At 39.1% G+C, this 11,480-nt stretch carries 13 protein-coding genes and 1 pseudogene; 7 read left to right on the top strand and 7 right to left on the bottom strand.

The annotated features are described in order from the left end of the window. Positions 1-151 precede the first annotated feature (151 nt). Together H6G59_RS15860 and H6G59_RS15855 are read left to right on the top strand one after the other, a co-directional pair. Entirely contained in the window at positions 152-742 is a 591-nt protein-coding gene (locus H6G59_RS15860) for a Uma2 family endonuclease (RefSeq protein ID WP_190716023.1), read from the top strand. A gap of 70 nt (positions 743-812) precedes the next feature. Beyond that, positions 813-1,457: a Uma2 family endonuclease gene (locus H6G59_RS15855; RefSeq protein WP_190716216.1), complete on the top strand. Its 645-nt coding sequence runs from the start codon at positions 813-815 to the stop codon at positions 1,455-1,457. A gap of 660 nt (positions 1,458-2,117) precedes the next feature. On the opposite strand, the gene H6G59_RS15850 is transcribed toward H6G59_RS15855, so the two are convergent. The 3 genes from H6G59_RS15850 to H6G59_RS15840 are packed head-to-tail and all read right to left on the bottom strand — an operon-like array spanning position 2,118 to position 3,576. Continuing rightward, the gene (locus tag H6G59_RS15850) at positions 2,118-2,918 is read right to left on the bottom strand and encodes an endonuclease/exonuclease/phosphatase family protein (RefSeq protein WP_190716021.1); all 801 of its coding nucleotides are present in this window, start codon (positions 2,916-2,918) and stop codon (positions 2,118-2,120) included. 18 nt (positions 2,919-2,936) lie between these two features. After that, positions 2,937-3,272 (bottom strand): DUF5615 family PIN-like protein, encoded by a 336-nt coding sequence (locus H6G59_RS15845; protein WP_190716019.1) that lies wholly within the window; start codon positions 3,270-3,272, stop codon positions 2,937-2,939. Further along, positions 3,265-3,576, bottom strand: a complete 312-nt coding sequence (locus H6G59_RS15840; RefSeq protein ID WP_190716017.1) for a DUF433 domain-containing protein — start codon at positions 3,574-3,576, stop codon at positions 3,265-3,267. Before H6G59_RS15840 ends, H6G59_RS15845 begins: the two co-directional genes overlap by 8 nt. 66 nt (positions 3,577-3,642) lie before the next feature. Here H6G59_RS15840 and H6G59_RS15835 point away from each other — a divergent pair. Then, a pseudogene (locus H6G59_RS15835) lies at positions 3,643-3,780 on the top strand (DUF58 domain-containing protein); the annotation flags it as partial. A gap of 170 nt (positions 3,781-3,950) precedes the next feature. On the opposite strand, the gene H6G59_RS15830 reads toward H6G59_RS15835, so the two are convergent. Then, entirely contained in the window at positions 3,951-4,739 is a 789-nt protein-coding gene (locus tag H6G59_RS15830) for a DUF1868 domain-containing protein (protein ID WP_190716015.1), read from the bottom strand. A gap of 266 nt (positions 4,740-5,005) precedes the next feature. Here H6G59_RS15830 and holA point away from each other — a divergent pair, with 266 nt between their 5' ends. The 3 genes from holA (at position 5,006) to H6G59_RS15815 (ending at position 8,009) form a co-directional block, all read left to right on the top strand. Continuing rightward, a complete protein-coding gene (holA, locus tag H6G59_RS15825; RefSeq protein ID WP_190716013.1) occupies positions 5,006-5,995 on the top strand; it encodes a DNA polymerase III subunit delta in 990 nt (329 codons plus the stop codon). Positions 5,996-6,162: 167 nt separating this feature from the next. Continuing rightward, positions 6,163-6,639, top strand: coding sequence for a DUF4168 domain-containing protein (locus H6G59_RS15820; protein WP_190716011.1), 477 nt, complete (start codon positions 6,163-6,165; stop codon positions 6,637-6,639). A gap of 539 nt (positions 6,640-7,178) precedes the next feature. Further along, positions 7,179-8,009 carry a squalene/phytoene synthase family protein gene (locus H6G59_RS15815; RefSeq protein ID WP_190716009.1) on the top strand — a complete coding sequence of 277 codons (831 nt, stop codon included), beginning with the start codon at positions 7,179-7,181 and terminating at the stop codon, positions 8,007-8,009. Between the two features lie 62 nt (positions 8,010-8,071). Here the strand turns inward: H6G59_RS15815 and H6G59_RS15810 are convergent, their stop codons facing one another. Beyond that, positions 8,072-8,275, bottom strand: coding sequence for a hypothetical protein (locus tag H6G59_RS15810; RefSeq protein WP_190716007.1), 204 nt, complete (start codon positions 8,273-8,275; stop codon positions 8,072-8,074). 281 nt (positions 8,276-8,556) lie between these two features. Between H6G59_RS15810 and H6G59_RS15805 the strand changes: the two genes are divergently transcribed. Next, on the top strand, positions 8,557-9,357 hold the full coding sequence (locus H6G59_RS15805) for a Tab2/Atab2 family RNA-binding protein (RefSeq protein WP_190716005.1): 801 nt from the start codon (positions 8,557-8,559) through the stop codon (positions 9,355-9,357). A gap of 158 nt (positions 9,358-9,515) precedes the next feature. Here H6G59_RS15805 and H6G59_RS15800 read toward each other — a convergent pair whose 3' ends face one another. Both H6G59_RS15800 and H6G59_RS15795 read right to left on the bottom strand, forming a co-directional pair. Further along, positions 9,516-10,916 (bottom strand): TldD/PmbA family protein, encoded by a 1,401-nt coding sequence (locus H6G59_RS15800; RefSeq protein ID WP_190716003.1) that lies wholly within the window; start codon positions 10,914-10,916, stop codon positions 9,516-9,518. A 136-nt stretch (positions 10,917-11,052) separates the two neighbouring features. After that, complete coding sequence (locus tag H6G59_RS15795) at positions 11,053-11,469, bottom strand: hypothetical protein (RefSeq protein WP_190716001.1); 417 nt, start codon at positions 11,467-11,469, stop codon at positions 11,053-11,055. Positions 11,470-11,480 lie beyond the last annotated feature (11 nt).

The raw sequence follows: 11,480 nt of genomic DNA, 5'->3' as shown, positions 1-11,480 counted from the left end.
TATTGACATTGTTCTGACTTTTTGGTAAATTTAGTTAAAATCCCAAAGGATTGATATAGGGTTTTGGAAGATTTTTTCTCACGCAGAGACGCAGAGACGCAAAGAGAAGAAAGATTGAATATTTACAAACTATAGCCAAGATAAAAACCTGATGATAAAAAATCTTGGGTTGACACAGGGAAAAATTGCTTTTCCAGAAACCATGACTCTAGAGGAGTTTTTTAAACTTCCCTATATAGAAGAATCACCTGCTTGGGAATATATTAATGGAGAAGCAATTCAAAAACCGATGGGTGGTGGTAAACACAGTCTTTTACAAAAGCGTTTAGTTGCAGTGATTGATGGATTGGGAAGTAACTATGAAGCCTTTCCTGAATTGCGCTGTACCTGCGGTAATCGTTCAGTTGTTCCTGATGTGGCGGTAATTTATACTAATCAAATACCATTGGATGACAGCGGTGATATTATCAGCAGTGGTATTGATTTTGCACCTCCTTGGATAATAGAAATTCTTTCTCCGGCACAAAGTCAAACTAAGGTAACAGGGAATATTCTACATTGTTTGAGAAATGGCAGTAAATTAGGGTGGTTAATAGATCCCAGTGAACGATCTATTTTAGTTTATCAACCTAATTGTTTACCAGATTTGTTAACAGGAAAAGATGTTTTACCAGTGTTGGAAGATTTGAATTTAACTATCACTGTTGAGGAAGTTTTTGCTTGGTTACAGCGGAAAAATTAATACATTTCTAAGTCAATATCAGAAATAGTATCACATAAATTTTAAAACAAAAAAGCAAGGAGTGGAAATGATGTTGTTGGAATTAAAGCGCATTCATGTACCCCCTGGACAAAGAGTTTTATTTGAAGATGTCACTTGGACGGAGTTAGAAGCAATTCTGGAAGAGTTAGGAGAACATCGTGCTGCGCGAATTGCTTATGACAGGGGAATGTTAGAAATTATCGCTCCTTTACCAGAACATGAATTTGATAAAGAAATTATCGGTGATTTAATTAAGGCATTGTTGGAAGAATTAGATATTGAATTTCTCAGTCTTGATTCTACTACTTTTAAAAACCAAGTTATGGAAAAAGGTATTGAACCTGATCAATGTTTTTATATTAAAAATGAGGCTTTAATTCGTGGAAAAAAGCGACTTGATTTAACAATAGATCCTCCACCAGATTTAGCTTTAGAAATTGATATTACTTCCCGCACTCATCCGAATATTTATCAAGCTTTGCAAGTTCCTGAGTTGTGGAGGTTTGAGAAGGGGAAGTTGCAAATTAATGTTTTAGTAGATGGTAATTATGTGGAGTCTCAGTCAAGTTTAAATTTTCCCAATTTATCTTTAATTGAAGTAATTCCTCAATATCTTGAGCAAAGTAAAACCGCAGGTAGAAATGCGACTGTTAAGAGTTTTAGAAATTGGGTAAGACAGCATTTATCAAAGTAAAGTACGAAAAAATCATGGGAATATCAAATTTATATTTGAAAGTATCTATTGCGAATTACTGGATGATTTGCCAGAAATCTTTCTATTTTTAACTTAATCTGGAAAGTATAGTTTTCTTTTTTCTAAGCTATCCTTAAAATTATCATAGATATTTTCAAATTCTAAATATTGCGTTGAATTTTCTTCATAACTTAATGTGAACCATTTGAGTTTATTTATTAACTTAACTAAATCTTGTGGTTTAAATGTAAAATTTATATAGTCTCCTTCGCTATCAGCAGTAATAAATTCACAATACTCAACTATACTCTCTCCAACAAATACAGCCCATAAGTAAGCATCAGCCCAATCTAAATTAGATGTATAATAATCACCAACTTTAATCTGTCAAATTGTTTCTAATTTATTTTTTACCATTATTTCATATAATTCTTCAAAAGTATATTTACTAATAGCTGACATGGTTAGTTTTATGATATTCACCTAAAACTTTATAAAATTTTGATTTTTTCTATGAAATTTGCTATTTTAATTAATTTAGTGATGTAATTAAGCAAGCAAATCAAGCTCACTTGTAAAATCCAATTAATCTCTCTCTGTGCCTCTGCGTCTCTGCGTGAAATAAAAAAAATGTTTCATTTACCCGAAAATTGCTATAATCTAATTATCAACAATCTCTAAATCAGCAACAATGCCAAAATGATCTGAAGGATAAAGATAACGGTTATTCGCTGCTGGTTGATTGAGAATTACTCGACAATCTTTTACTTCTAAATATTGATTAATAAAAATATAATCTAAAGTACCTCTCCACTGTTTCCAAGTCTTATTAAAAATCAAAGTTCTCCAAAAATATTTTAATCGGTTTCTCCAACTAATTTTATCTTGACCTAAAGGTGTGGGACAAGTATATTCTGGTTCTTGACCATGATAAACTTGATATGCTGATTGATATTTTTCTTTAACTAATGCAATTCCTGATGTTTCAGGAGTACCGTTAAAGTCTCCTACAGAAATGATGGGCATTTCTGGAGGTAATTCTGATAACCAATTTAACATTAATTGTAGTTGCTTATCTCGTTTTGGGTGTGAACCTGGATGCCAAAAATAATGACCGTTACAAATTACTATTGATTTATTATTTTCTAATTTTATTTGTGCATATTGGGCTATTCTTCCCTGATGTTCTAAATTTAGTGCTGCTGTTTTTTCAATCGGATAACGACTGAGAATAGCTAAACCAAAGGGTAAATCACTATTACATACTTCCTGGGGAACAGCTTTATAAATATGGGGAATATTTAATTGTTCTGCTATCCAAGCAGCTGTATCTTCTGATAAACTGACTTCTTGTAAAGCAATGATATCAGGATTTTCGTTTTTGAGTCCATCTATTAATAATTCTCGACGTTGTGTCCAATAATTCAGTTTAAAAAGAATATTAATTGTGATGATTTTCATAATTTTCTGGTCATTTTTTCACAAAAACTCGACACGTCCTACCATCTGTTCAGGTGTCATCACCTCATAAATCAAAACTAAGGTTTCAATGATTTCTCCAATTGAACGAGTTCCTTTCTTACAGTATGTAATCCCAGGATGATCAAGCCTGCGACTCGCAATAATCAAAAAATCTGTATCTTGGGTAAACAGCACTCGCTGCGATTCCTGAATAAACTCCAACTGGATTTCATCAGATTGAGTGCGTAATCCCACATTGTTAGTTGTTGTGACATCAATTCCATAACGACGTAACCCAAGTGCGATCGCAGGATCAACATTTTCATCTAGATGAAAGCGAATTCGTTCACTCATTTCTCAACTGCCTGAGTTTCTCTTGAAGACGCGAAGGATGATTTTGTTTCAGCACCTCAACTAACTCATCCTCTTCTGCTGCACGTCCATCAATCTCGTCTCGATGATCAAAATAATAAGCCATTGCTGCATAAACGGATGCTAGTGACAGGTCATATTTCCCAGCAATCTCTACCAAAGAATACCCTAGCTTTAAATGCATCACTGCTACATCCTCTACCGCAATGCGAGTACCAGCAATCCTGGGTTTCCCACTCCGCACATCAGCAGCAATTTCGATATACTCCTGGCTGATTAACTGCATCAAAGAATTTTCCACCTACATTTCATAATTTAATCATACACACTTACAAATTTATAAATGCAGACTTGTTATTTAGGCGCTGCTATCAACACGATGGCTGGCTGGTTATATGAAATTAGTGGGGTTTATCTGGCTCTTTTGGGTGTATCAATTTTCTTAGCCTTGGATCAAAATCTAGTCGTCAAATGCTCTCCCATGCCACCAGATGCGTAGCTGGGTGAGTTTCTAGGAGTCCGCGTTCGCGCAGCGTCTCCGACAGGAGAAGAGAAGGAATAGGCGGACTTTGTTTTTGTAGTGATCTGAAAACTGATATATTACTTCTAATTCGTAATTCATGATTAATTACGGATTACGAATTACGAATTAGAAATTACTCAAAAATCTAAACTTATCCAGTCTGGTTGACGATAATAATGTGTCATGTTGTCGAACTTCCGCAATTCAACTCTGTTGATTAAAATCTCTGGGAAATTTAACAGCCATTGTTGATTTAACTCAGATAACATAGTACTGAGTTTGATGCGGTCTGGTTCTGCGGGAATTTCCCCAAAATAGCCTAATGTAATGTGGGCTGTAAAGTCATAGTGTTGCTCAATCCCCAAGCCCATTAATTTACGATTTTGATAAATTAGCCTGCGGAGTTGAATAATCTCCTCATAGGAGCTTTCATCTTTGGGTACTAAACACACACCTATAGCCCTGGGCATAACTAGTAGTCCCAGCATTTGCCAGGAAATGGGATTAGTTGCCTTTGTCCTGGATTGTTGATGTTGATTAAACAAATCACCTAAGCAAGAGTTCAATTCCTCAGCAAATTGGGGATTTTTTTGAATGGCATGATGGAAAGCATGATCCCAAATCAAGTCTGCTACGGTTAAATGAAAGCTGGCAGGAGGTACAGGTACAATCAAATCACAGTTGACTGGTAACTCTAAAAGCGATCGCTGATAAGTCTCGATTTGGCTGTAAAAAGCAGCATTTTCCGTATCTTCTCCCGCCGGTGGGGTAATCAGCGTATAGCCAGGAAAAGGTGCTGGTTCTCTGATTCCAGAATTAAGCTGAAATTTAGGAGATTCCTGGATATGCTGAACTTGGGTTCTGTAAAATTCTGGTAGCATCATTCTTGCTACCCGATTTAAGTAGGTTTGGTAGTTGTCGTCCAATCTTCATCGCCTCGCGCTCTCTTGATAGATTGTAGGGAAATTTACTCAATTTGACCAAATTAATTTGGTTTTAAATTTTTAAATTTTTAAATTTTTAAATTTTAACCAATTTTGGGGGTTTAATTTCCCTGCCTCTACAGGCAGCAAGTTTTGGGTCGGGGTCTAAATCCCCGTTGCCAACCTTAATTATGTATCCCTAGCGGGACCGTAGGCTCTATTACGAATTACGAATTACGAATTACGAATTACGAATTATTTTAATTGCTATGCCAATCTATGTTTACTGGGGTGAAGATGATTTTGCCATTGAAAAAGCAGTGACAGTTTTGCGCGATCGCATTCTCGATCCTCTCTGGCTCAGTTTTAATTATACTGTTTTCCCCCCAGAACAAGCCGATGCTGTGATTCAGGCGTTAAATCAAGTTATGACACCGACTTTTGGCGCAGGAGGGCGTTTGGTGTGGTTAATCAATACTACCCTTTGTCAACACTGTCCAGAAAATGTTTTAGCCGAATTACAACGCACTTTATCCGTTATTCCCGAAAACTCGTTTTTATTACTTACCAGCCGTAACAAGCCGGATGAACGCCTGAAAGCTACAAAATTTTTGAAACAATCCGCGCAGGAATTCCGCGAGTTTCCCCTCATTCCCCCTTGGAAAACGGAATTGTTGGTGCAAGCTGTCAATCAAGCTGCTCAAACTGTGGGGGTGAAATTAACTCCTCAGACAGCGGAACTGTTAGCGGAATCTGTGGGTAATGATACCAGGCTTCTGTACAATGAAATGGAGAAATTGCGGCTTTACAACGCAGGTAGCAACAAACCTTTAGACGTAAAGACAGTAACCGCCTTAGTTAGAAATACTACACAAAATACTCTACAATTATCAGCAGCCATTAGAACTGGAGATACAGCCAAAGCCTTGGGAATAGTTGCTGATTTGATCAATGCTTCCGAACCGGGATTGCGGATAGTTGCCACTTTAATCGGTCAATTTCGCACCTGGTTATTGGTAAAGATGATGATGGAAGCAGGAGAGCGCAATCCTCAAGCGATCGCTCAAGCGGCGGAAATCAATAACCCCAAACGCATCTATTTTTTACAACAAGAAGTCAAATCCCTCTCAGTACAGCAATTAATCTCATCTTTACCCCTGCTTCTGGAATTAGAAGTTAGCCTTAAACAAGGAGCCTCGGAAACATCTGCACTGCAAACTAAAGTCATAGAACTTTGTCAAGTATGTCAAGGAAATTAAATAATTCGTAATAGTGCTGACAGTCCCGCTAGGGATACGTAATTCGTAATTATTAAGTTTTAATTCACTAAAAGTTGAAGGAATTTGACTTGGACTGGAACTTCTAACACCTAAAATAAATCAAACTTATTATCATATCCTTACTATAGTTCTGTGTCACCTATCCTATGCAGGAAAATTACTTTGTCTTTTTCCCAATTCCGATTCAACGAATCCTGTCTCACTCCTTGGTATTTGCAACCCTCACCACTGCGAGTGTAATTTTTAGCACTTTAGGTTTGAGTTCCAAAGCCGCTGCTCAAATCCCTCCAGTTAACAATACAGAAGTCACTAACTATGCCCAATCTGTATTAAAAATGGAACCAGACCGTCAGCAAGCCTTTGATGAAATTAAAAAACTGATTGGAGGTGGAGAAATACCCAAGATAGTTTGTAACGACGTAAGCAGTATGAATTCCCTATCCAGTAAAACTAGGGACATTGCGGTTAATTATTGTAACCGCTCTCAGAAAATTGTCGAAAATCATGGACTTAGCATTGAGCGGTTCAATGCAATTACTTTAGAAATCCAAAAGAACAGTGATTTATATCAGCAGGTATACAACACATTATTGCGTCTGCAAAATGCCTCTGAAAAAAAGTAAGTAGTATTGCAGTGATATTACTGAAGAAAACTTAGATATTTTGTACTGCGAACCGAGAAACAAGCTATAGAGGATTCTGGTTTGACTTTTGTGTATCCCTTACGGATGTGTCAGACTCGATAATTCGGTAAAAATCACTATTATTTTTGACATCTGACCCACCCTACAAAGCAAGCCACTTGCGTAAGTCCTGCTCATGAATCCAATAGACATAGGAGTGAAAATTCAATATGGGTTATCCATAACACTTATCGAGAGTTGTCATGCTTAGTCTCTCCATTCTTTTTTACCAGATAACTAATAGGACTGCTACATCAGCCTAGATCAAACTTGGCAACAAAACTTTGTTGTCACCAAAAACCTATATACTAGACTAGAATTTGCTACATTTGAGATTTTTGTTAATTGCGATACCATAAACTATTAATTTTTAGATGAAATACTCGATAGTTTTTCAGATTTTTGAGTAAAAACTAAATCCAGTATCATCAAAAGACGCGAACTTTATGTGGTGTGAAAATAAAGAGAGGAGTGAAAAAATGGATTTACGTGGAGATGCATTGCAAATCCTCAAAGAAACTAGTCGAACTTTTTATATCCCAATTAGTATTTTACCGCCAGGATTACAAGAAGCCGTTGCCTCAGCATACCTGTGTATGCGTGCAATTGACGAAATTGAAGATCATCCACAACTGGATAATGCCACAAAAGCCCAGCTGTTGCGAAATATGAGCTTGACATTACAAGCCGGAGTTGATGGTTTTGCGGTAGATGCTTTTTCAGTAGCATTTAGCGGCTACGAGAATTCTTTAGCAGAAGTCAGTTTACGGGTTAGAGAATGGTCAATACTAGCACCGGAGAGCATTGCTCCTCGGATTTGGGATGCAACAGCCGCAATGGCAGATAGAATGGCTTACTGGGCAGAAAAAAACTGGACAATTGAAACCGAATCTGACTTAGACCGATATACATTTGGGGTAGCAGGTGCAGTCGGCTTGTTACTCTCAGATTTATGGTCTTGGTATGATGGCACACAAACTAACCGGACTCAAGCGATTGGGTTTGGGCGCGGTTTACAAGCAGTAAACATTCTCCGTAATAATACTGAAGATTTAACCCGTGGTGTAGACTTTTTCCCCGATGGTTGGAATAACGACAATCTCCAAGAATATGCCCGTCGTAATCTCCTCTTGGCAGATGCTTATACTAACTCTCTTCCTAGTGGACCGGCTTTGCAATTTTGCCAAATCCCTCTGGCCTTAGCTCATGGTACTCTTGACGCTTTGGTTAATGGCAAGGAAAAACTCAGCCGCAGTGATGTTTATGCACTGATTGAAAACCTGATGGGTATTAATGTAAAAGCTAGTTAAGAGCCTGGGAAATTTGTTCAAATTAGCACAGACGCAAAAACCTGCGTTTGTGCCAATAGTACTTAACGCGACTCCGTACCCTGATTAGGACTACCAGCTACAGAATCTTCTCCGGGTGCTTCTGGTGTAGCTGTGGGTCTAGCATCACTTTTTTCAGCGTCGCCAGTTTTACGAATATCTTCTTGGAGGGGGGTTTGATAGCCGCCTGAAGCTGTGGCTGTATTCTCTTGGGAATCAGATTGTTGTTTTTTAGTTTTTGCACTCATGATTACACTCCAATTCATCTGGGCATCAAATCAATTTAATCAGTGAAGCAGTGCAAATATATCTATCTACAATCTGGTTATGGCGGATTATTTATCTGTCTTTAGTCTTGTTTTTCACTGCGTCAACTGGATTTTCTATCCTTGTACAAAATCCGCAGATTCAATTTTGATTCCGAATTTGATTCCGAAAACTAAATGATAGTGGATGAATTAACTTAGCTTTTTTGTGTTAGGAATTGAAAGCATACAGGCGCAAAGAACGCAGAGGAAGAGTATTGAGAATGGGTCTGGTTTGGCAGGCTGATTTTTATCGTAGCCCACTGCGAGATGCAGAAGGGCAGATATTGTGGGAGTTGTTGATTTGTGACGAGACTCGCCACTTTGAGTTTGTGGCTACCTGTCTCCAGTCACAAGCTAATTCGCGTTGGGTTGCTGAACAACTTCAGTTAGCAGGTGGTGAAAAGTTACCAGATGTCATTCAGGTGTTTCGCCCCCAGTCTTTGAGTTTAATTGCAGCGGCTGGTCGCAATTTGGGTATTCATGTTGAACCTACCCGCAAGACTTTGGCACTAAAACAGTGGTTGGCAGCAAAGCAATATCCTGTGGTTGTAGATAAACCACCTCCAGCACCATTACCGGAAAATCTCTGGGGGGAAGAGTGGCGTTTTGCTACAATTCTTGCAGGTAATCTCTTGGATGAGTTTACAGAACGCCCAATTCCTATTATTCATATACCAGAGTTTCTGAAACCGATTAATCTAGGTTTAGCATCAACTGTGTCCGTTCCCGGTGTAGTAATTTATGGTGGACGGCAGTCTATGCGTTTAGCGCGGTGGTTGCAGGAAACTGAGGCTGTATCGTTAAATTACATTGCTGGTGCGCCTGATGGCTTGATTTTAGAAGCTGGTTTGGTAGATAGATGGATTTTGGCGACTTTTGAAGATACTGAAGTTGCTGCTGCTGCACAGGTATATGAACAGCGAAAACAATTAAGTAAGGGATTGCATTTTTTATTGATACAACCGGATGATTCAGGGATGACTTACAGTGGTTTTTGGTTGTTACAGGCGGAGAATGGATAAAGCTGGGAATAGGGAACTTTGTCTCACGCAGAGGAGCCATTGCGTTGCGCGGGTTTCCCGCGTTGTAGCAACTGGCGTAGCGCAGAGGCGCAAAGAGGAATCAAGAGTTCCGCGTCCCCGCGTCTCCCCATCTCCCCATCTCCGTGTCTCCTGAATTCTTAATTATCAGCTTCTCCTCCGACGACGACATCTTTGATTCGCAGACTTGGGCCACCACAACCTACGGGTAAACCGTTTTGTCCACCTTTACCGCATCCACCTGATTCATCCCAGTAAAAATCATCACCAATGGCTTCAATATCAGCCAGGGTTTGGAAAACGTTACCGGAAAGTGTTACATCCTTGACTGGTTCTGCCATTTTGCCGTTTCTAATCATCCATGCTTCACCGGCGCTAAAGGTGAACATTTCTCCATTTGTCATTCCACCTAACCAATTCCGGGCATAGACTCCTTCTTTGATATCAGTAAATAAGTCTGCTACTGGTGTATTACCCCTCTTAATCCAAGTGTTTGTCATTCGCACAATGGGCATAAAGTGATAATTCAGACAGCGAGCATTACCAGTGGGTGCTTCTTCTAATTTGCCAGCAGTTTCACGGGAATGTAAACGCCCGACTAAAACTCCATCTTCAATTAATTGCGTAGTTGTCGCGGGTGTGCCTTCATCGTCGTAAAAATAACTACCACGATGACCTTCTGGGGCTGCACCATCAAAAATTTGCAGTTCTTCGGAACCAAAGCGACGACCAAGGGTCATAACTTCCAGTAAGTCTGGGTTTTCATAGGCCATATCAGCTTCGGAAAGATGCCCAAAAGCTTCATGAACAAATAAACCACTGAGAATTGGGTCAATAACTACGGTATAAGTGTTACCTTTAACTGGTGGTAAGGATAAAGCGGTAACGGCTCTTTCGGCGGCGCTTTTGACTTGGGTATCTAAATCAGTTAGGTCTTGATATGCTTTACGAGAGCCGGTGGTTTCTCTACCAGTTTGTACGGTGTCGCCGTTTCTGGCTGTGGCTGCAAAGCGCATTTCCATATCTACCCAAGATTGCTCAATGAGAGTTCCTTCGGAGGAGGCGAGAATGACTCTTTGGGCGCTGTCACTATAACGGACTGAGGTGGTGGTGATGCGGGAATCAACGTTTTTGAGTAAGTCGGTATAGCGATCGCACAATTCTTTTTTCTGTTTTAGGGAAACTGTGCGTGGATCGATACCCGTCAGAGGTAAATTACATATAGCTTGTATGGGATCAATGGGTGCGAGTATGGTTTCTTCATCTCCCACTATCCGCGCCGCTGCGATCGCTTCTTCAATTCGTTCTTTTATCGTCGCTAACTGGTTAAAACTACTTAACCCCCAGCCACCTTTATAACAAGCTCGAACATGGCCACCAATAGAAATACCTTCGCTGAGGGTTTCTACCTTGTCACCACGCAACAAGATATCTGTTCCTTCTGCTTCTTCTAGGCGAATCATCAGATAATCTACACGGTGGGAATAACGGGCGATTAACTCAGAGAGTAAATTTTGTACGTCAGCAAGTGTATTTGGCATTGTTGTGAGTGATCATCACGAACTACATTTATTTTCCAACTATTTAGGTCAAGTCGCTTCGCTCCAATTAAAAAAAGTCAATTTTGTTATTTTGGGTATCATGTAGATAGTCGGAGTTTTTTGAGCTTTTTATTTATTATTCAAAAACGTATTTTTCAGCTACTTTCCAATAACGAGAAAACCGCTTTAAGTCAATAAAACCATCGTAATCAAAAAATGGTTCTACTTCTAAAACTTCCAACTCTAAAGACCGCTCAATTTTGGTACAGATTTCCTCAAATCTGGGACTAGGACTATCTGTGGTGACAACTAATTTAGCATCATGTTCTTTAGCAAACTTGATAATTTCTTCTGCCACATTTCCCCGACGGATTTCCACAGGTAATTCTAACAAACATTCATAGATAAAGGTAAGGCGTTTTAGACTAAGTTGCCATTCCTCAATTAAAGCATCATCCCAAACCCAAATGGCTGGGGTATGAGGATATTCTTGAAATGCGGGGTTCTGGGGACTCAAACAGTCTCCATGTATCCAAATAATTGGTTTATTCATATTGGTAATTT

It is taken from the genome of Anabaena lutea FACHB-196 (assembly GCF_014698305.1).
GTDB lineage: Bacteria > Cyanobacteriota > Cyanobacteriia > Cyanobacteriales > Nostocaceae > Anabaena > Anabaena lutea.
Note: the sequence above shows the minus strand (reverse complement) of the source record. Positions and strands in the feature narration are given on the sequence as shown.

What these genes read in the sequence shown, in the direction of transcription:
- H6G59_RS15820 (WP_190716011.1), top strand. Translation starts at nt 6,163, where the DNA reads ATGCAGGAAAATTACTTTGTCTTTTTCCCAATTCCGATTCAACGAATC.
- H6G59_RS15840 (WP_190716017.1), bottom strand. Translation starts at nt 3,576, where the DNA reads ATGCAGTTAATCAGCCAGGAGTATATCGAAATTGCTGCTGATGTGCGG.
- holA (WP_190716013.1), top strand. Translation starts at nt 5,006, where the DNA reads ATGCCAATCTATGTTTACTGGGGTGAAGATGATTTTGCCATTGAAAAA.
- H6G59_RS15805 (WP_190716005.1), top strand. Translation starts at nt 8,557, where the DNA reads ATGGGTCTGGTTTGGCAGGCTGATTTTTATCGTAGCCCACTGCGAGAT.
- H6G59_RS15815 (WP_190716009.1), top strand. Translation starts at nt 7,179, where the DNA reads ATGGATTTACGTGGAGATGCATTGCAAATCCTCAAAGAAACTAGTCGA.
- H6G59_RS15855 (WP_190716216.1), top strand. Translation starts at nt 813, where the DNA reads ATGTTGTTGGAATTAAAGCGCATTCATGTACCCCCTGGACAAAGAGTT.
- H6G59_RS15795 (WP_190716001.1), bottom strand. Translation starts at nt 11,469, where the DNA reads ATGAATAAACCAATTATTTGGATACATGGAGACTGTTTGAGTCCCCAG.
- H6G59_RS15850 (WP_190716021.1), bottom strand. Translation starts at nt 2,918, where the DNA reads ATGAAAATCATCACAATTAATATTCTTTTTAAACTGAATTATTGGACA.
- H6G59_RS15860 (WP_190716023.1), top strand. Translation starts at nt 152, where the DNA reads ATGATAAAAAATCTTGGGTTGACACAGGGAAAAATTGCTTTTCCAGAA.
- H6G59_RS15810 (WP_190716007.1), bottom strand. Translation starts at nt 8,275, where the DNA reads ATGAGTGCAAAAACTAAAAAACAACAATCTGATTCCCAAGAGAATACA.
- H6G59_RS15845 (WP_190716019.1), bottom strand. Translation starts at nt 3,272, where the DNA reads ATGAGTGAACGAATTCGCTTTCATCTAGATGAAAATGTTGATCCTGCG.
- H6G59_RS15800 (WP_190716003.1), bottom strand. Translation starts at nt 10,916, where the DNA reads ATGCCAAATACACTTGCTGACGTACAAAATTTACTCTCTGAGTTAATC.